Source organism: Variovorax sp. AC194, assembly GCF_979257995.1.
This window is the reverse complement of sequence record NZ_OZ409823.1, coordinates 5103953-5121020: the sequence shown is the minus strand read 5'-3', so window position 1 is coordinate 5121020 and position 17068 is coordinate 5103953. Positions and strand designations below refer to the sequence as shown.

Below are 17068 nucleotides of genomic sequence, written 5' to 3'. Positions count from 1 at the left end.
CAAGCATCATGAGCCTGAGCCTTGACGACATCGTCGGCCTCTTCGAAACGAAGGGCCACGCGCAGTACGACGGCGAACCCGTCACGCAACTCGAACACGCCCTGCAGTCGGCGCACCTGGCCGAGCAGGAGGGCGCCGGCAGCGCGCTGATCGCGGCCTCGCTGCTGCACGACCTGGGCCACCTGCTGCACGACTTCGGCGGCACGCCGACGCAGCAGGGGCTCGACGACCTGCACCAGTACCGCTGCCTGCCATTTCTTCGCGCGCTGTTCGGGCCGGCCACGCTGGAGCCGATCCGCCTGCATGTGGATGCCAAGCGCTTCCTGTGCGCGCGCGTGCCCGGTTACCTGGAGGCGCTGTCGCCCGATTCGAAGCGCAGCCTGCAACTGCAGGGCGGCGTGTTCGACTCCGCGCAGGCCAGCGCTTTCGAGGCCCTGCCGTATGCAATGGATGCGGTGCGCCTGCGGCGCTGGGACGACACAGCCAAGTTGGCCGATGCGAAGACGCCCGACCTCGCGCACTACGCGCGACACCTGGCGATCGCCGCGAAGCCCGTTGCCACGGCGCAGCCGTGAGCGTCCCGCGGGCATCGGCAATGCAGCGCCGCAAGGCCGGGCCGGAGGACATTCCCTTCCTGCTCGACCTGCGGCAGCAGACGATGAACGGCCACGTGCTGGCGTCCGGAGGCGAGGTCAGCGACGCGCATCACATGACGCGGCTGATGCATCGCTTCGAGTGCGCCGAGATCCTGCTGCACGAGGGCGCGCCGGTCGGCCTGCTCAAGGTGTCGCGCGATCCGCAGGAGTGGGTGGTCATCCAGATCCAGCTGGCACCTGGTTACCAGGGCGGCGGCATCGGAGCCGGCCTGTTGGCCGAAGTCATCGACCAGGCCGCGCGCGCCCGCGTCGACCTCACGCTCAGCGTGCTGAAGGCGAATCCGGCGAAGGCGCTGTACGAACGCTTCGGGTTCGTCGTCGAGCGCGAGTCCGAGTTTTCCTTCGACATGCGGCGCAAGCCCTGAAAACCTGCGAGCCCGCCATGCGCCCTTTCTGGATCGAACAGGCCCTCTTCAACGACGGCGACCTCGCGCCCGCGCTGCAGGGCGAACACAGCGCCGATGTCTGCATCGTCGGCGGCGGCTTCACCGGCCTGTGGACGGCCATTCAAGCCAAGCTGCAAGCGCCTGGGCTCGATATCGTTATTCTCGAGAGCGACCTTTGCGGCGCCGGTGCGAGCGGCCGCAATGGTGGTTGTCTCCTCACCTGGTCGGCCAAGTTCCTGACGCTGCGCCGCCTGTTCGGCGAAGACGAGGCAGTGCGTCTCGTGAAGGCGTCGGAGGCAGCGGTGCAGCACATCGCGGACTTCTGCGTGGCGCACGGCATCGATGCCGAACTGCGGCAGGACGGCACGCTCTACACCGCGACCTCGCAGGCACAGATCGGCACGCTCGATCCGATGATGCAGGCGCTGGAAGCGCGCGGCATTCATTCCTACCGCACGCTGTCGCCCGAAGAAGTGGCGCGGCGCTCGGGCTCCGCGCGCAACCTGGCGGGCGTGTATTCGCCGATCGCCGCCACCGTGCATCCGGGCAAGCTGGTGCGGGGCCTGCGGCGCGTGGCGCTGGCCATGGGCATCCGCATCCACGAGCGCACGCCGATGCTGGACTTCAGCACCGGCCATCCGGTGGTGGTGCGCACGCCGGCCGGCAGCGTGCGCGCGAAGAAGCTGGTCCTCGCGATGAATGCATGGATGGCCAGCACCTTCCCGCAGTTCGAGCGGACCATCGCCATCGTGTCGAGCGACATGATCATCACCGAGCGGTGCCCGCAGTTGCTGCAGCAGATCGGCCTGGCCGACGGCGTCTCGGTGCTCGACTCGCGCACCTTCGTCTATTACTACCGCAGCACGGTGGACGGCCGCATCATGCTGGGCAAGGGCGGCAACACCTTCGCGTGGGGCGGGCGCATGGCCAAGGTGTTCGACGAGCGCTCGCCCTACGAGGCCGAGCTCACGCAGGCCCTGCATTCCTTCTTTCCGGCGCTGCGCGAGACGCCGATCACCGCGAGCTGGAACGGTCCGTCGGACCGCTCGGTCACCGGCTTTCCGTTCTTCGGAAAACTCGATGGGGCGCCGCACATCTACTACGGCTTCGGCTATTCGGGCAACGGCGTCGGGCCGACCTACATGGGCGGGCAGATCCTCTCGTCGCTGGTGCTCGACCAAGACAACGCATGGACGCGCAGCCCGATCACGAACGGGCCGCTCGGACACTTTCCGCCGGAGCCGATGCGCTACGTGGGCTCGATCGTCGTGCGCAACGCGATCCGCCGCAAGGAACTCGCCGAGGACCAGGACCGCCAGCCGTGGCTGGTGGACCGCATGCTCAGCAAGCTCGCGAACGCCGCGGGCAAGGCCGACAAGGCCTGAGCCGCAGATACGCTACGGGCACCGTTCGGGCTGAGTTTGTCGAAGCCTTGCGCCCGCGTCGAACAGCCCTTCGACAAGCTCAGGGCGAACGGGTAGGGGCGAGGCTCAGAGCGAACGGATGAGTGAGATCAGTTGGTTTCCGCCAGCGCGTCGGCCAGCGCGTTGACCATGCGGTCGATCTCGGCCTTCTCCGCGATGAAGGGCGGCGCGAGCTGGATCGTGTCGCCGCCGTAGCGCACGTAGAAGCCCTTCTTCCAGCAGTTCATCGCGATCTCGTACGGGCGGCGCGCGGGCTCGCCCGGCAGCGCCGCGATCGTGAGGCCGGCGGCGAGGCCGAAGTTGCGGATGTCGGTGACGTGCTTGCTGCCCTTCAGGCTGTGCACCGCGTTCTCGAAGTGCGGGGCCAGCGTCTGCACGCGGCCGATCATGTCTTCCTTTTGCAGCACGTCGAGCGCGGCGATGCCTGCGGCGCAGGCCACCGGGTGCGCGCCGTAGGTGTAGCCATGCGGAAATTCGAGCATGTAGTCGGGGCCGCCGGCCGCCATGAAGGTGTCGTAAATCTCTTTGCTCGCGACCACCGCGCCCAGCGGCTGCGCGCCGTTGGTCACCTGCTTGGCGATGTTCATGATGTCGGGCGTCACGCCGAAGGCTTCCGCGCCGGTGAGCGCGCCGCAGCGGCCGAAGCCGGTGATGACCTCGTCGAAGATCAGGAGGATGTTGTTCGCGGTGCAGATGTCGCGCAGGCGTTTCAGATAGCCCTTGGGCGGGATCACCACGCCGGCCGAGCCCGCGAAGGGCTCCACGATCACGGCCGCGATGTTCGAGGCGTCGTGCAGCGCGATCAGGTCGAGCAGGCGGTCGGCCAGCTCCGCGCCGCTCTCGGCCATGCCGCGCGTGAAGGCGTTCGATGCGAGCTGCGTGTGTGGCAGGTGGTCGGCTTCGACGCCCTGGCCGAAGAGCTTGCGGTTGGCCGCGATGCCGCCGACGGAAATGCCGCCGTAGTTCACGCCGTGGTAGCCCTTCTCGCGGCCGATCAGGCGCGTCTTGCTGGCCTGGCCCTTGGTGCGCCAGTAGGCGCGCGCCATCTTCAGGGACGTGTCGGCCGCTTCGGAGCCCGAGCCGGTGAAGAACACGTAGTCCAGGCCCGCGGGCGTCAGCTCCTTGATCTTGTTGGCCAGCTCGAACGAGAGCGGGTGGCCGAACTGGAAGGCGGGCGAGTAGTCGAGCCTGGCGATCTGGCGGCTCACCGCCTCGGTGATCTCGGGGCGGCCGTGGCCCAGGCCCGAGCACCACAGGCCCGAGAGGCCGTCGAAGATCTTGCGGCCTTCGTTGTCGGTGAAGTAGGCGCCCTTGGCCTCCACGATGATCCGCGGATCGGCCTTGAAGCTGCGGTTGGCCGTGTAGGGCATCCAGTGCGCTTCGAGCCAGGCGGCGTCGGTGCGCGCGGTGGGCGTCGGTTCGATGGCGGGCGTGGCGAGGGTCATGGCGCTTCCCGCATGCAGGCGGGCTCCGGAGGGTGAAGGAATGCGCCGATTGTTCGCAGTGCCTTCAGTGTGGAGAATGGCGCAATATCAATGTTCACTTGACGATCCATGCAAGTAAAGGCCAAAGCTCCGCAAGCCTCCCAAAACAGTGCCCCCAGCGCCCGAAACCGTGCGGTCCTGGGTCAACTCAGCGACATGGACTTGCGCCTGCTCAAGGTGTTCAAGAGCGTGGTCGATTGCGGCGGCATGGCGGCCGCGGAGCTCGAGCTGAACATCGGCACCTCGACCGTGAGCCGCCATGTGAAGGACCTGGAGACCCGGCTGGGCCTCGTGCTCTGCCGGCGTGGGCGCGCGGGCTTCGCGCTCACGGCCGAGGGGCAGCGCGTCTATGACGAGACGCTCAGGCTGCTGGCTTCGGTCGATGCCTTCCGCGGCAGCATCGACGACATCCACAACCGCATGGGCGGGCAGCTGGAGGTCGCGCTGTTCGACAAGACCGCCACCAACCCGAAGGCGCGCATCGGCGAGGCCATCGCGCGCTTCACCGCCATCGCGCCCGAGGTGAACCTGGCGGTGCATGTGGGCTCGATCAACGCGATCGAGCAGGGCGTGCTGGAGGGCAACTTCCAGATCGGCATCATCCCGGCGCACCGCAGCTCCAAGAGCCTCGTGTATGCGGACCTGTTCGACGAGACGATGCTGCTGTATTGCGGCAAGGGCCATCCGCTGTTCGACAGCCCGCACGCGAAGCTCACGTGGTCGAAGCTCGGAGAACACCATTTCGCGGGCCTCGGCTATCACTCGCCGAACATGGAACTGAGCCACCGCGCGCGGCTCTCGCGCAAGGCGACCGGCTTCGACCAGGAGGCGATCGCGACGCTGATTCTTTCGGGGCGCTTCCTGGGCTTTTTGCCCGATCACTACGCACAGGTGTTCGAAGCGCGCGGGCTCATGAAGGCGGTGCTGCCGGCGCGCTTCAACTACGCGTGCCGGTTCGTGAGCCTGCTGCGGCGCTCGCCCAAGCCGTCACGCGCGGTGCTGGCGTTTCAGGCGTGTCTGGAGAAGGCGCACGCGCGTTAGCGGTTCGTTCAGCGCTGCCCGCTCGGCAGCAACAGGTGCTTGGCGCCGATGTGCGCCTCCATCTCGTGCATGTGCGCCTCGGCATCGACCATGTGCTCGGCCATGAGGCGCCGCACTTCCTCCGCATCTTCCTTGCGGTAGGCCGCCAGCAGCTGCGTGTGATAGTCGACGTTGGCCTCGCCGAAGTGGTGATGGTCCAGCGCCTTCTTGTAGACCACGAGGTCGCGCAGCAGGTCGTTGAGAAAGCGGCACATGAAGGAGAGCACCGGGTTGGGGCAGCTCTCCGCCAGCATCGTGTGGAACGCCAGCTCGGCCTCGCGCTGCATGCGCAGCTCGTCCTCGTTGGTGGGCTCGATGGTGCACAGGCGCACGTTCTCTTCGAGCTGCTCGAACTGCGCGGGCGTCAGGCGGCCGACCACGCTCACGGCCAGCTCGGGCTCCAGCACCTTGCGCAGCTGGTAGATGTGGTGCCCGTCCAGGTGATGGAAGTGCAGGAAGTTGCGCAGCGGTTCCGAGGCATGGTCCACGGACACCTGCTGTAGATAGGCACCGCCCCCGGGGCCGGTGCGAATCGAGATGAGCCCGCGCACTTCCAGTGCCTTCAATGCCTCGCGCACCGTGCTCTTCGAATAGCCGAAGAGCTCGATCAGTTCCTTCTCGTTCGGCAGGCGATCGCCGGGTTGCTTCCTCTCGGCAACGATCCATCGCTTGACGTCTTCGACGATGACGTCCGAGAGCTTTTGCCGTTTGGGGCGGTGTTGGCCCACTGTCATTCACACGCTCCATGCCCATCGGGAGATGCGCGGGATGCGCAACAGCGCGCGATCTTAAACGGCGTCATGGGTGGGTCCGGTTGGTTTTGGGCACAAGGCTTGCTAGCGGGTTTTTACCAACATATTAATCCTATTTATCCGCTTAAATTCGCCGGCACCCGCAGACCCCCCTTTCAGGCACCCCTTCCACTTACTTCCACACCACGACCGGAGAACTCCCATGCAACGCAGACACCTTCTTCAGCTGGCCGCCCTGTCGGCCGCCCCGGCTTCGCTCCTGGCGAGCCGCTCGGTCTTCGCGCAATCGGCGGACGCCATCCGCTTCGGCTGCCCGGTCCCGATGTCGGGCGCCTTCGCGGCCAACGGCAAGTTCGCCGACCTGGGCATGAAGCTGGCGATCGAGCAGTACGGGAGCGTCCTGAAGCGCCCGCTGGCCTACACGGTGCTCGACACCGAGGGCAAGCCCGCCACCGCCGTGCGCAAGGTGCAGGAAGCCTCGCAGCAGCAGGGCGCCAGGTTCTTCGCGGGCGGCATCCTCTCGTCCGAAGCGCTCGCCATGGGCAAGGAAGCCGAGAAGGCCGGCGGCCTCTTCATCACCACCGCGGGTGCCGACGAGATCACGGGCAAGGACTGCAACCCCGCCACCTTCCGCTGGTCGGTGCCCACCTTCGGCGCGATCGAGCAGACGGTGCGCCCGCTGATCGCCTCGATGCCCAAGGCCAAGCGCTGGTACACCATCACGCCGCAGTACGTGTTCGGCGATGGCCTCCTGAGTGCCGCCAAGAACATCTTCCAGGAGAAGGGCGTCGAGCACGTGGGCAACAGCTACCACTCGCTCAACGAGAAGGAGTTCAGCGGCTACCTCACCAACGCGATGGCCGCCAAGCCCGACGTGCTGCTGCTCCTGAACTTCGGCGCACAGTCGTCGGCCGCGCTGCGCCAGGCGGTGAGCTTCGGCATGCACAAGAACATGACGATCCTCATGGCCTGGGCTTCGGGCCTGGAGCAGTTCGACGAACTGGGCGCGGACCTGTGCGACGGCGTCTACTTCGGCGCGCAGTACTGGCACACCGCCGACACCACGCTCAACAAGGACCTGGTCAAGCGCACCGCCGACAAGCTCAAGATCGTGCCCAACTACAGCCTCGCGGGCTCGTACATCTGCACCAAGATCCTGATCGACGGCATCGTGAAAGCCGGCACGGTCGACCAGAAGGCCGTCATCGCCGCGCTCGAAGGCATGAAGTTCGACGGGCTCACGGGCACCGAGGAAATCCGCAAGGCCGACCACCAGGTCATCAAGGATTACTACCTGCTCAAGGGCAAGGCCAAGTCGAAGATGAAGGACGCGGCGGACTACGTGGACGTGGTGAGTTCGGGCAAGTCGTTCCTCGCCGCAGACAAGACCGGCTGCAAGCTGGCCTGAACCCAAGTGCATCCCACCCCGCCTGGGCAGCCTTGGCAGTGCCCGCCCACCGTTCGGGCTGAGCTTGTCGAAGCCTTTCACGCCGCGCCCAGCCCTTCGACAGGCTCAGGGCGAACGGGGTGGGGAGGCGCCTGCCTGCTTCCGATCCTTCGCGGTCCACGAATCCACTGAATCTCCATGACCGTCTACCTGCTCCAGACCATCAACGGAATCGGCATCGGCATGCTGTATTTCCTGCTGGCCGTTGGCCTGTCCATCGTGTTCGGCCTGCTGCGATTCGTGAACTTCGCGCACGGCGCCTTCTACCTGCTGGGCGCCTACCTGTGCTTCCAGGCGATGCAGTGGGGGCTCAACTTCTGGGCCGCGCTCGTGCTGGTGCCGCTGTTCGTCGGCGCGCTCGGCTGGCTGGCCGAGAAGCTGCTGCTGCGCCGCGTGTACGCCAAGCCGCACGAGTTCCACATCCTGGTGACCGTGGGCCTGGCGCTCGCGGTGCAGGAGATCGTCATCGTGTTCTGGGGCCCCTTGGGCAACAGCGTGGCGACGCCCGACCTGCTGCAGGGCGTGGTGATGTGGGGCGACTTCGTCTATCCCAAATACCGGCTCTTCGTGATCGGCTTCACCGCCGTGCTCGCGGTGCTGTTGTGGTGGGTGCTCGAAGGCACGCGCCTCGGTAGCGCGGTGCGCGCGGGGAGCGAATCGACCGAGATGGTGTCGCTCCTGGGCATCAACGTGTTCCGCGTGTTCAGCCTGGTGTTCGCGCTGGGCGCGGCCACGGCGGCGCTGGCCGGCGTACTGGCCGCACCCATTCGCGGCGCGGAACCGTTCATGGGCGTCGAGGCGCTCGGCGTCGCCTTCGTGGTGGTGGTGATCGGGGGCCTGGGCAGCTTCGGCGGCGCGCTGGTCGGCGGCCTCTTGATCGGCATCGTGCAGAGCCTCATGAGCACCATCTGGCCGCCCGGCGCGAGCCTGATGATCTACATCGCGATGGCGGCCGTGCTGCTCTTGCGCCCGCATGGCCTGCTCGGCCGCAAAGGATGACGGCCATGCCGAGAAAATACACATTCCTGCTGGCGCTCGCCGTCACGCTCGCGCTGCCGCTCCTGATGCGCTCGGGCTCGCTCGCGAGCGAGGTGCTGATCTACGCGCTGGCCGCGCTGGGCTGCAATCTGCTGCTGGGCTACACGGGGCTGCTGTCGTTCGGGCAGGGCATCTTCTTTGGCCTGGGCAGCTACACCATCGCGATCCTGCTCACGCGGCTGCAACTGCCGATGCCTCTTGCGCTGCTCGCTGCCATCGGCATGGGCGCGGTCGGCGCGGCGGTGGTCGGGTGGGTCGCCATCCGCCAGCGCGGCACCTACTTCGTGATGCTCACGCTGGCCTTCGCGCAGATGTTCTATTTCGTGGCGTACACCGCCTCGGGTCTCACGGGTGGCGACAACGGCCTGCTCGACGTGCCGCGTCCCGCGTTCATGGACACGCCGTGGAAGTACTACGCCTTCGTCGCGGTCATGTTCCTCATCGCGTTCGCGCTGCTGCTCAAGGTGACCGATTCGGTCTTCGGCCGCACGCTGCTGGCCATCCGCGACAACGAGGACCGCGCCGCGGCCGTGGGCTACAACCTCAAGCGCTTCAAGCTGCTGGCCTTCGTGATCTCGGGCGCCGTCACGGGCCTGGCCGGCGGCCTGCACGCGATGATGACCGGCATCGCGCCGCTGTCGAACGCCGAGTACCACACGAGCGAGATGATCCTGGTCATCACCGTGATCGGCGGCACCGGCAACCTCTTCGCCTCGGTGCTGGGCTCGGCCTTCTACGTGCTGCTGGCCGACTGGCTCTCCACGCTGTGGCCGCGGTGGCTGTTGCTGCTGGGGCTCCTGCTGATCGGCGTGAGCATCGGCATGCAGCGCGGCCTCTGGGGGCTGGGCGAGGCCGCATGGCGGCGCGTGTTCCGCAGGACGCCTTCCGCCCCGGCCGCATCCGAAGCGCAGGGAGAAAAAGCATGACGCAGCCCGTTCTCATCGAAGCCATCGGCGTCACCAAGCACTACGGCAAGTTCGCCGCGCTCGGCGGCGTGGACCTGAAGATCAAGCCCAACACCGTGCACTCGGTGATCGGCCCGAACGGCGCGGGCAAGACCACGCTGTTCCACATGCTCACGGGCACCGGCACCACCACGGGCGGGCGCATCCTGTTCGACGGCCACGACGTGACGCACGAGCCCGACCACCGGCGCGTGCAGCGCGGCATGGCGCGCTCGTTCCAGGTCACCAGCCTGTTCCCGAGCCTTTCGGTGCGCGAGAACCTGCGCGTCGCGGCGCAGGGCATCGCGCCGCGCCAGGCGATGAACTGCTGGCGCGCGCCGGTCGGCGACCGCGCCTGCGCCGAGACCGTGGCCGAGGTGCTCGCGCGCGTCGGCCTCGAGCGGCTGGCCGACACGCCCGCCAACGTGCTCTCGCACGGGCAGCAGCGCCGGCTCGAAGTGGGCATGGCGCTGGCCGCGAAACCGAAGGCGATCTTTCTCGACGAGCCGACCTCGGGCATGGGCATCGACGACCTCGATGACATGAAGCGCCTGATCCGCAGCCTGCGCGATGCGCACACGGTGGTGCTGATCGAACACAACATGAACATCGTGATGGACATCTCCGACACCGTGACCGTGATGCAGCTGGGCCGCGTGCTGGCCGAAGGACTGCCGGGCGATATCCGCGCCGATGCGCGCGTGCGATCGGCGTACCTCGGCAACATGATCACCGGGGGCAAGGCATGAGCGGCGGGAACATCCTCGAGGTCGAGGGCCTGCACGCGCACTACGGCAAGAGCCACGTGCTGCAGGGCGTGTCGATGACCGTGGGCGAGGCCGAGCTCGTCACGCTGCTGGGCCGCAACGGCGCGGGCAAGTCGACCACGCTCAAGAGCATTGCCGGCGCGGTCACGCCGACGAAAGGGCGCGTGCGCTTCCAAGGCGCCGACATCGCCGGCCAGCCTGCGCACCGCATCGCCACGCGCGGCGTGTGCCTGGTGCCCGAGCACCGCGGCATCTTCAAGCTGCTCACGGTCGAGGAGAACCTGCTGCTCGGCCAGCGGCGCGATTCGCCCTGGCAGCTGGCCGACATCTATCGCATCTTTCCGCGCCTGAACGAGCGGCGCCGCAATGGCGGCGGGCAGCTCTCGGGCGGCGAGCAGCAGATGCTGGCGATCGGCCGCGCGTTGATGAACCATCCGCGCCTCCTGATCCTGGACGAGCCCGTCGAAGGCCTCGCGCCGGTGATCGTGGAGGAGATCGTCGCGCAGCTGAAAACCATCAAGGCCGCGGGCGTCGCCATCCTGCTGGTCGAGCAGAACCTGGAGGTGTGCGTGCAGCTCGCCGACCGCCACTACATCGTGGAGCAGGGCGTGATCGTGCACGAGGCCGGCAACGCCGCCTTCATGGCCGACCACGAAGTGAAAGACCGCTACCTCGGCGTCGGTCTCGCGTGATGGCCGGCGCGTTTGCCTCCCGCCCGTTCACGCTGAGCTTGTCGAAGCGCCGCGCAAGGCTTCGACAAGCTCAGCCCGAACGGCTCTTGTTTCAGCCCGAACGGCTCTTGTTTCAGCCCAATGGCTCTTGTCTTGCTGAGCAATCACCCATTCGCACCAGCGTTTCGCCTCCCGGATCTTTCTCAAAGCCATGAACTCAACCACTGAACTTTCTTCCGCACCCGATGTGCGCGCCCTGCGCATCGACGGCCAGCGCCTCTGGGATTCGCTGATGCAGCTCGCCCAGGTCGGCGCCACCGAGAAGGGCGGCGTGTGCCGCCTTGCGCTGACCGACCTCGATCGCCAGGGCCGCGACCTCTTCACGCGCTGGGCGCGCGAGGCGGGTTGCGAGGTGCGCGTGGACGCCATCGGCAACATCTTTGCGCGGCGCGCGGGCCGCAACGACGCGCTGCCGCCCGTCACCACCGGCAGCCACATCGACACGCAGCCCACGGGCGGCAAGTTCGACGGCAATTACGGCGTGCTCGCGGGGCTGGAAGTGATCCGCGCGCTCAACGATGCGAAGGTCGTCACCGAGGCGCCGCTCGAAGTGGCGGTATGGACCAATGAAGAGGGCTCCCGCTTCGTGCCGGTGATGATGGGATCGGGCGTGTTCGTCGATGCCTTCACGCTGGAACATGCGCTCGCGCAGCGCGACACCGAGGGCGTGAGCGTGGCGCAGGCGCTCGATGCGATCGGCTACGCGGGCCAGGTGCCCGCCTCGGCCGCAACGTCGCCCGTGGGCGCGTATTTCGAAGCCCACATCGAACAGGGCCCGGTGCTCGAAGCCAACGAACGCGTGATCGGCGTGGTCGAAGGCGCGCTCGGCCAGCGCTGGTACGACGTGGTGGTGCAGGGCATGGAAGCGCATGCCGGCCCGACGCCGATGGAACTGCGCAAGGACGCGCTGCTCGCCGCCGCCGAACTCGTGATCGAGGTGAACCGCATCGCGCTCGCGCACGCGCCGCATGCGCGCGGCACGGTCGGCTGGATCGACAACTACCCGAACTCGCGCAACGTGATCCCGGGGCGCGTGAAGCTCAGCGTCGACTTGCGCGCGGCGGACGACATGGTGCTGCTGGCCATGGACGCGGCGCTGAAGGAGGCCGTGCACCGCCTGGCCGGCGGAGGCAAGGTGGGGGCGACGGTGGAGCAGGTCGTGTACTTCCCGCCCCAGCCCTTCACGCCCGGGCTGGTGTCCGCGGTGCGCGAGGCGGCACAGGCGCAGGGCCTCAGCTGGATGAACGTGATCAGCGGCGCGGGCCACGACGCGGTGTACCTCGCGCGCGTGTGCCCCACCGCGATGATCTTCGTGCCGTGCCTGGACGGCATCAGCCACAACGAGATCGAGGACGCCGAGCCCGCGCACCTGGAGGCCGGCTGCAACGTGCTGCTGCAGGCGATGCTGCAGAGCGCGGGAGTGGCGGCATGAGGGCGCTGCTTGGGCGCATCCTGGCGCTGGGCATGGTGACGGCCTGTGCGGCCGCATTGGCGGCCGGCGAGCCGATCCTGGTCGGCCAGTCCGCGGTGCTCACCGGCCCGTTCACGCCCAATAGCCTCGCGTTCATGGAAGGCCAGACGCTGTTCTTCGACCAGCTGAACAAGGCGGGCGGCGTCGGCGGCCGGCCCGTCAAGATGATCACCTACGACGATGCCTACATCGCCGAGAAGGCCGCGGCCAATGCCGAGAAGCTGCTGGGCACCGACCGCGTCGTGTGCCTCTTCGGCACGATGGGCACGGGCATCGGCGCGGCCATGGTGCCGGTGGCGGCGAAGTACGACAGCTTCATCTTCGGCGGGCTGACCGGCGCGGCGGTGCTGCGCGGGCCGAAGGTGCCGATCTATCACGTGCGCGAGTCGTATGCCGACGAGGTATTGCGGGTGATGACCCACCTGACCACCATCGGCGTGACGCGCATCGCGATCGTCTCCAGCGACGACGCCTATGGCAAGGGCATCGAGAAGGACGCCGTGGCCGCGCTGGAGAAGAACCAGCATCCGGCCTTGCTGTCGCTGCGCTTCGACCCGAAGGAAAAGGACCACCCGGCGATTGCGCAGCAGGTGATCGCGAGCGGGGCGCAGGCGGTGTACGTCATCGCGGCCGGCACGCCGGCGATCAACATCATCCGCTCGCTGGTGGCCGCGCCCATCCATCCGCAGATCTACACGAATTCGGTGGCGAGCTCGTTCCTCCTCTACAAGGAGCTGGGCGACAAGAGCCGAGGCATCGTGCTGTCGCAGGTGATGCCGCCGTTCTGGAAGACGCGCTTTCCCATCGTCGATGAATACCAGCGCGCGCTCAAGACCGCGGGCAGCACCAGCGAAGGCTCCTACCTGGGGCTGGAGGGCTACATCACGGCCAAGGCCTTTGCGGAATCGCTGCAGCGCGTGAAGGGGCCGATCACCACCGAGTCGCTGCGCCGCAGCATCGAGAACTCGCCGCCCATGAACCTGAACGGCTTCCAGGTCGCGTTCCGCCCCGACAACCGCAACGGCTCCAGCTTCGGCGACATCACCATGCTCGGAAGCGCCGGGAAGTTCGCCCAATGACAGCAATGACAGCCATGAAAGTCCTCGTCGCGCGTCTCAACCACGAGACCAACACCTTCTCGCCGGTGCCCACGCCGCTCGCGGCCTTCGGGCCCGACGGGCCCACGTTCGGCGAAGAGGCCTATCGGGACAACAAGGGCATGCGCACCGCGATGTCGGCCTTCATCGACCTGGCCGAAGCGGCCGGCGCGACGCTGGTCACGCCGGTGTCGGCCTCGGCCAATCCGAGCGGGCCGGTCGATGCCAAGGCCTACACCACGCTCACGCAATGCATCGTCGATGCGGCGCCGGGCTGCGACGCCATCCTGCTCGACCTGCACGGCGCGATGGTGGCAGAGAACAGCGTCGATGGCGAAGGCGACCTGCTCGTGCGGCTGCGTGCCGCGGCACCCGGCGTGCCCATCGGCGTCGCGCTCGACCTGCATGCCAACGTGACGCCCGCGATGGTCGGCCATGCCGACGTGATCGTCGGCTTCAAGACCTATCCGCACATCGACATGTACGAGACCGGCGAACATGCCGGACGCCTGCTGTTCGACCTGCTCGCCGGGCGCAGCAGGCCCGCGCTGCGCTGGCATCCGCTGCCGCTGATGGCGCACACGCTGCGCAGCGCCTCGTTCACCGGCGCGATGCAGCGGGCGATCGACGCGGCGCGCGCGGCCGAGGCCTCGGAATCGCTCGCGGTCTCGATCTTCGCGGGCTTCTCGCTGTCGGACATCGAGGCGCCCTGCATGAGCGTGGTGGTGGTCGATGCGCAATCGCCCGAGCGCGCACAGGCCACGGCCGACCGCATCGCCGGTCAGATGTGGGCCGAGCGCGAAGCCTTCATCTACCGCAGCGAGCCGCTGGCCGAATCGGTGGCGCGCGCCAAGGCGATTGCCGAGGGTGCGACGCGACCGGTGCTGCTGCTGGACCACGGCGACAACTGCATGTCGGGCGGCAGCTGCGACACGATGGACGTGCTGCAGGAAGCGCTCGCACAGGGCCTGCATGGCATCGGCGTCGGCCCGCTGTGCGACCCCGAGGCGGTGGCCGAACTGATCGCGGCGGGCGAGGGCGCCGAGGTGACGGTCGCGCTCGGCAACAAGGTCTCGCTTGAAGGCATCGGCCTTGCGAAGACGCCGGTGCAACTGACCGGCACGGTGCGGTTCATCAGCAATGGTGAGTACGTGATCACCGGCCCCACCTACACCGGCCAGCGCAGCAGCATGGGGCGCACGGTGCTGTTCGACATCGGCGCCGCGCGCATCGTGGTGACCGAGCGCACGCAGGAGCCGTGGGACATCGGCGTTTTCGAATGCGCGGGGCTCGATCCGCGCAATGAACGCTTTCTTCTTCTGAAGTCGCGCATGTACTGCCGGCCGGTGTTCGTGCCGCTCTCTGCGGCGCTGGTGGAGTGCGACAGCCCGGGCGTGACGAGCTCGGACTACAGCCTGTTCCCGTTCAGCAAGGTGCGTCGTCCCGTGTTTCCGCTGGACGCGGAACTGGCCGCATAACCTCCCGCGTCATGGACGCTGCGCGCGTGCGGCGCGACCATTCCTTCACCCCGCGATGTTGCGGGTCGAACCCTCGAAAAGGAATGGTCACCATGAACACCGCCGCACACGACGCCACCACGATCGCCCAACGCTACATCGCCGTCTGGAACGAAACCGACGGCGCGCGCCGCGCCGCGCTGATCGAGGCCGGCTGGACCGCCGATGCGCACTACGTGGACCCCATCGCCCAGGCCAGCGGCCGCGAGCAGATCAGCGCGCTGGTCGGCGCGGTGCAGCAGCGCTACCCGGGCTTTCGCTTCAACCTGCTCGGCAAGGCCGAGGCGCACGGCGACAACCTGCGCTTTTCGTGGACGCTCGGCCCGAGCGGTGCGCAAGACCTGATCCAGGGCACCGACTTCGCGCAGATCGATGCGGGCAAGCTGCGGTCGGTGACGGGCTTTCTGGACAAGGTGCCGGTCGGCGCCTGAACGAAAGCTGAACGCCGGTGGTTCAGTCCGGCGCGCCGGCAGGCCGGCCGCGCCAGAGTTTGCGATAGACGGTGGCGCGGCTGATGCCCAGCGCGCGCGCAGCCTCCGCCACGTTGCCGCGCGCATCGGCCACGGCCTTGCGGATCAGCGCGGTTTCCACGTCGCGAAGGCGCGGCCGCGCATCGGGCGCCGCATCGGCCGTGCCGCTGCCGCCGCGCTGGGGGCGCACCTGCACCCGCAGGCCCGACCAGAGCGGCACCTCGAGCGCCGCGTCGCCGCGCCGGGCGGCGTCGAACATCATGTGCAGCGGGAGCGCGAAGAGGTCGTTGAAATGCAGGGCCTGCTGGCCGCGCGCCAGGGGCTGGTGCAGCATCTGCCGCGCGGTGGCGTTGGCGCCGGTCACGTTGCCGCTGGCGTCGATGCAGACCAGGCCCTCGGTGGCCTCGCCGCCCGGATGGCCGGGCCAGGCCAGGTGCAGCCGCAGTTCGCAGGCCTCCTGCATGACCAGCATGTTCTCGATGCTGCGCGCCGACAGCGCCGCCAGGTGGCGCAGCTCGGGGCGCTCCACCGTCTGCACGCCGCTCAGGTCGAGCATGCCGATGCAGTCGCCCCGGGGGCCGAAGAGCGGCGCGCCGGCGCAGCTGTAGACGCTGGTGTCGTCGAAGAAGTGCTCGCCGCGGTGCAGCCACACCGATTCCTGCTCGGCCAGCGCGGTGCTGATGGCGGAGGTGCCGATCGCGCGTTCCGAAAGATCGACCCCGATCCGGCCGATGTCGCGCGCATAGCGGCTGGCGGTGTCGGTGCCGTCGGGCAGCGCGCCCACGTCGATCACGATGCCCGCGGCGTCGGTCAGCACCGCGAAATAGCGTGTGTCGGCAATGGCGCGGGACAGCCGGGCGATCACCGGCCGGGCCGCCGCGACCAGCGCCCGGTTGCGCTCGGCGAGCTCGCGCACGGCCGATGAGCTCACCGGCTCGAAGCTCACCCGCTGCTGCGGGCGGCGGCCGGCCTCGATGCAGCGCTGCCATGAACGGGTGATCCAGGGGTCGATGCGCAGGGCGCTGCGGGCGCGCGGCGCATCGCCGTGGAGCAGCTCGCGCCGGGCTTGGGCAATGGCCAGGGAACGCTCGGGAGGGGGCGAAACGAGAGAGGCGTTCATCGTGTGGGTTCGCGCGGGTGGGGCGGCTTTTCCGGGCTCACCGGGGGGCAAGCTGTTTCATTTTGAGAATTTCGCGGGCACTGCGCAAGTGTCAAGGGTTTTGCCTAGGATAGTGCGAAAGGTGGGCATCCAAGATGCCTTTCGCTGAACCAGCCATCACCTATCACGGAGACAGCCACATGCAGGTAGCTTTCAAGGTCAACGGCCGCCCAGTCACGGTCGACGCACCGCCAAACACCTTCCTTGTGCACGCGATCCGCGAGCACCTTCACCTCACCGGAACCCACGTCGGCTGCGACACCGCCCAATGCGGCGCCTGCACCGTCCACGTCAACGGCCGGGCCGTCAAGTCATGCAACGTGCTGGTCGCCCAGGCGGCCGGCGCCGACATCACCACCATCGAGGGCATCGCCGAAGCCGACGGCACCATGCACCCCATGCAGGCGGCCTTCAAGGAGTGCCACGGCCTGCAGTGCGGTTTCTGCACCCCCGGCATGGTCATGAGCGCCATCGACCTGTGCACCCACCACCCCAAGTCGAGCGAATCGGAGATCCGCGAGCTGCTGGACGGCAACCTGTGCCGCTGCACCGGCTACCAGAACATCGTGAAGGCCGTGAAGATGGGCGGCGAGGCGATGGCCTCGGGCACTCCGGTCAAAGCCACCGTCACGGCCTGAAGGGAGC

Annotated in this window: 17 protein-coding genes; 14 read left to right on the top strand and 3 right to left on the bottom strand. The window is 67.9% G+C overall.

From position 1 onward, the window contains the following. Positions 1-8: 8 nt before the first annotated feature. From ACZYRS_RS24400 to ACZYRS_RS24390, 3 genes are read left to right on the top strand one after another with little or no spacing between them, the layout of a single operon-like run. Positions 9-575, top strand: coding sequence for a phosphonate degradation HD-domain oxygenase (locus tag ACZYRS_RS24400; protein WP_463421313.1), 567 nt, complete (start codon positions 9-11; stop codon positions 573-575). 20 nt (positions 576-595) lie between these two features. Continuing rightward, positions 596-1021, top strand: coding sequence for a GNAT family N-acetyltransferase (locus ACZYRS_RS24395; RefSeq protein ID WP_463421312.1), 426 nt, complete (start codon positions 596-598; stop codon positions 1019-1021). Between the two features lie 17 nt (positions 1022-1038). Beyond that, the gene (locus ACZYRS_RS24390) at positions 1039-2427 is read left to right on the top strand and encodes an FAD-dependent oxidoreductase (protein WP_463421311.1); all 1389 of its coding nucleotides are present in this window, start codon (positions 1039-1041) and stop codon (positions 2425-2427) included. 128 nt (positions 2428-2555) lie between these two features. Here ACZYRS_RS24390 and aptA read toward each other — a convergent pair whose 3' ends face one another. Beyond that, positions 2556-3911, bottom strand: coding sequence for an omega-aminotransferase AptA (gene aptA, locus ACZYRS_RS24385; protein ID WP_463421310.1), 1356 nt, complete (start codon positions 3909-3911; stop codon positions 2556-2558). Between the two features lie 108 nt (positions 3912-4019). Here aptA and ACZYRS_RS24380 point away from each other — a divergent pair, with 108 nt between their 5' ends. Continuing rightward, positions 4020-4991, top strand: a complete 972-nt coding sequence (locus tag ACZYRS_RS24380; RefSeq protein WP_463421309.1) for a LysR family transcriptional regulator — start codon at positions 4020-4022, stop codon at positions 4989-4991. A gap of 8 nt (positions 4992-4999) precedes the next feature. Here ACZYRS_RS24380 and ACZYRS_RS24375 read toward each other — a convergent pair whose 3' ends face one another. Further along, complete coding sequence (locus ACZYRS_RS24375) at positions 5000-5764, bottom strand: FadR/GntR family transcriptional regulator (protein WP_463421308.1); 765 nt, start codon at positions 5762-5764, stop codon at positions 5000-5002. 220 nt (positions 5765-5984) lie between these two features. On the opposite strand from ACZYRS_RS24375, the gene ACZYRS_RS24370 reads away from it, so the two are divergent. The 9 genes from ACZYRS_RS24370 (at position 5985) to ACZYRS_RS24330 (ending at position 15225) form a co-directional block, all read left to right on the top strand. Beyond that, positions 5985-7190 (top strand): ABC transporter substrate-binding protein, encoded by a 1206-nt coding sequence (locus tag ACZYRS_RS24370; RefSeq protein ID WP_463421307.1) that lies wholly within the window; start codon positions 5985-5987, stop codon positions 7188-7190. Between the two features lie 177 nt (positions 7191-7367). Beyond that, positions 7368-8228 (top strand): branched-chain amino acid ABC transporter permease, encoded by an 861-nt coding sequence (locus tag ACZYRS_RS24365; RefSeq protein ID WP_198787740.1) that lies wholly within the window; start codon positions 7368-7370, stop codon positions 8226-8228. Between the two features lie 5 nt (positions 8229-8233). Further along, positions 8234-9193, top strand: a complete 960-nt coding sequence (locus ACZYRS_RS24360) for a branched-chain amino acid ABC transporter permease (protein WP_463421306.1) — start codon at positions 8234-8236, stop codon at positions 9191-9193. After that, positions 9190-9960 (top strand): ABC transporter ATP-binding protein, encoded by a 771-nt coding sequence (locus tag ACZYRS_RS24355; protein WP_198787742.1) that lies wholly within the window; start codon positions 9190-9192, stop codon positions 9958-9960. Before ACZYRS_RS24360 ends, ACZYRS_RS24355 begins: the two co-directional genes overlap by 4 nt. Then, entirely contained in the window at positions 9957-10670 is a 714-nt protein-coding gene (locus ACZYRS_RS24350) for an ABC transporter ATP-binding protein (RefSeq protein WP_463421305.1), read from the top strand. Before ACZYRS_RS24355 ends, ACZYRS_RS24350 begins: the two co-directional genes overlap by 4 nt. 190 nt (positions 10671-10860) lie before the next feature. Beyond that, the gene (locus tag ACZYRS_RS24345) at positions 10861-12141 is read left to right on the top strand and encodes a Zn-dependent hydrolase (RefSeq protein ID WP_463421304.1); all 1281 of its coding nucleotides are present in this window, start codon (positions 10861-10863) and stop codon (positions 12139-12141) included. After that, the gene (locus ACZYRS_RS24340; RefSeq protein ID WP_463421303.1) at positions 12138-13259 is read left to right on the top strand and encodes an ABC transporter substrate-binding protein; all 1122 of its coding nucleotides are present in this window, start codon (positions 12138-12140) and stop codon (positions 13257-13259) included. Before ACZYRS_RS24345 ends, ACZYRS_RS24340 begins: the two co-directional genes overlap by 4 nt. Before the next feature lie 14 nt (positions 13260-13273). Then, complete coding sequence (locus tag ACZYRS_RS24335; protein ID WP_463421302.1) at positions 13274-14755, top strand: M81 family metallopeptidase; 1482 nt, start codon at positions 13274-13276, stop codon at positions 14753-14755. A 92-nt stretch (positions 14756-14847) separates the two neighbouring features. Further along, complete coding sequence (locus ACZYRS_RS24330) at positions 14848-15225, top strand: nuclear transport factor 2 family protein (protein ID WP_463421301.1); 378 nt, start codon at positions 14848-14850, stop codon at positions 15223-15225. 22 nt (positions 15226-15247) lie between these two features. On the opposite strand, the gene ACZYRS_RS24325 is transcribed toward ACZYRS_RS24330, so the two are convergent. After that, positions 15248-16384, bottom strand: coding sequence for a helix-turn-helix domain-containing protein (locus ACZYRS_RS24325; RefSeq protein WP_463421300.1), 1137 nt, complete (start codon positions 16382-16384; stop codon positions 15248-15250). A 179-nt stretch (positions 16385-16563) separates the two neighbouring features. Between ACZYRS_RS24325 and ACZYRS_RS24320 the strand changes: the two genes are divergently transcribed. Beyond that, the gene (locus tag ACZYRS_RS24320; RefSeq protein ID WP_042582408.1) at positions 16564-17061 is read left to right on the top strand and encodes a (2Fe-2S)-binding protein; all 498 of its coding nucleotides are present in this window, start codon (positions 16564-16566) and stop codon (positions 17059-17061) included. Positions 17062-17068: the final 7 nt, after the last annotated feature.

Bases quoted from the DNA above. Each gene is read 5' to 3' on its own strand.
- ACZYRS_RS24400 (WP_463421313.1), top strand. From the start codon at position 9: ATGAGCCTGAGCCTTGACGACATCGTCGGCCTCTTCGAAACGAAGGGC.
- ACZYRS_RS24395 (WP_463421312.1), top strand. From the start codon at position 596: ATGCAGCGCCGCAAGGCCGGGCCGGAGGACATTCCCTTCCTGCTCGAC.
- ACZYRS_RS24390 (WP_463421311.1), top strand. From the start codon at position 1,039: ATGCGCCCTTTCTGGATCGAACAGGCCCTCTTCAACGACGGCGACCTC.
- aptA (WP_463421310.1), bottom strand. From the start codon at position 3,911: ATGACCCTCGCCACGCCCGCCATCGAACCGACGCCCACCGCGCGCACC.
- ACZYRS_RS24380 (WP_463421309.1), top strand. From the start codon at position 4,020: ATGCAAGTAAAGGCCAAAGCTCCGCAAGCCTCCCAAAACAGTGCCCCC.
- ACZYRS_RS24375 (WP_463421308.1), bottom strand. From the start codon at position 5,764: ATGACAGTGGGCCAACACCGCCCCAAACGGCAAAAGCTCTCGGACGTC.
- ACZYRS_RS24370 (WP_463421307.1), top strand. From the start codon at position 5,985: ATGCAACGCAGACACCTTCTTCAGCTGGCCGCCCTGTCGGCCGCCCCG.
- ACZYRS_RS24365 (WP_198787740.1), top strand. From the start codon at position 7,368: ATGACCGTCTACCTGCTCCAGACCATCAACGGAATCGGCATCGGCATG.
- ACZYRS_RS24360 (WP_463421306.1), top strand. From the start codon at position 8,234: ATGCCGAGAAAATACACATTCCTGCTGGCGCTCGCCGTCACGCTCGCG.
- ACZYRS_RS24355 (WP_198787742.1), top strand. From the start codon at position 9,190: ATGACGCAGCCCGTTCTCATCGAAGCCATCGGCGTCACCAAGCACTAC.
- ACZYRS_RS24350 (WP_463421305.1), top strand. From the start codon at position 9,957: ATGAGCGGCGGGAACATCCTCGAGGTCGAGGGCCTGCACGCGCACTAC.
- ACZYRS_RS24345 (WP_463421304.1), top strand. From the start codon at position 10,861: ATGAACTCAACCACTGAACTTTCTTCCGCACCCGATGTGCGCGCCCTG.
- ACZYRS_RS24340 (WP_463421303.1), top strand. From the start codon at position 12,138: ATGAGGGCGCTGCTTGGGCGCATCCTGGCGCTGGGCATGGTGACGGCC.
- ACZYRS_RS24335 (WP_463421302.1), top strand. From the start codon at position 13,274: ATGAAAGTCCTCGTCGCGCGTCTCAACCACGAGACCAACACCTTCTCG.
- ACZYRS_RS24330 (WP_463421301.1), top strand. From the start codon at position 14,848: ATGAACACCGCCGCACACGACGCCACCACGATCGCCCAACGCTACATC.
- ACZYRS_RS24325 (WP_463421300.1), bottom strand. From the start codon at position 16,384: ATGAACGCCTCTCTCGTTTCGCCCCCTCCCGAGCGTTCCCTGGCCATT.
- ACZYRS_RS24320 (WP_042582408.1), top strand. From the start codon at position 16,564: ATGCAGGTAGCTTTCAAGGTCAACGGCCGCCCAGTCACGGTCGACGCA.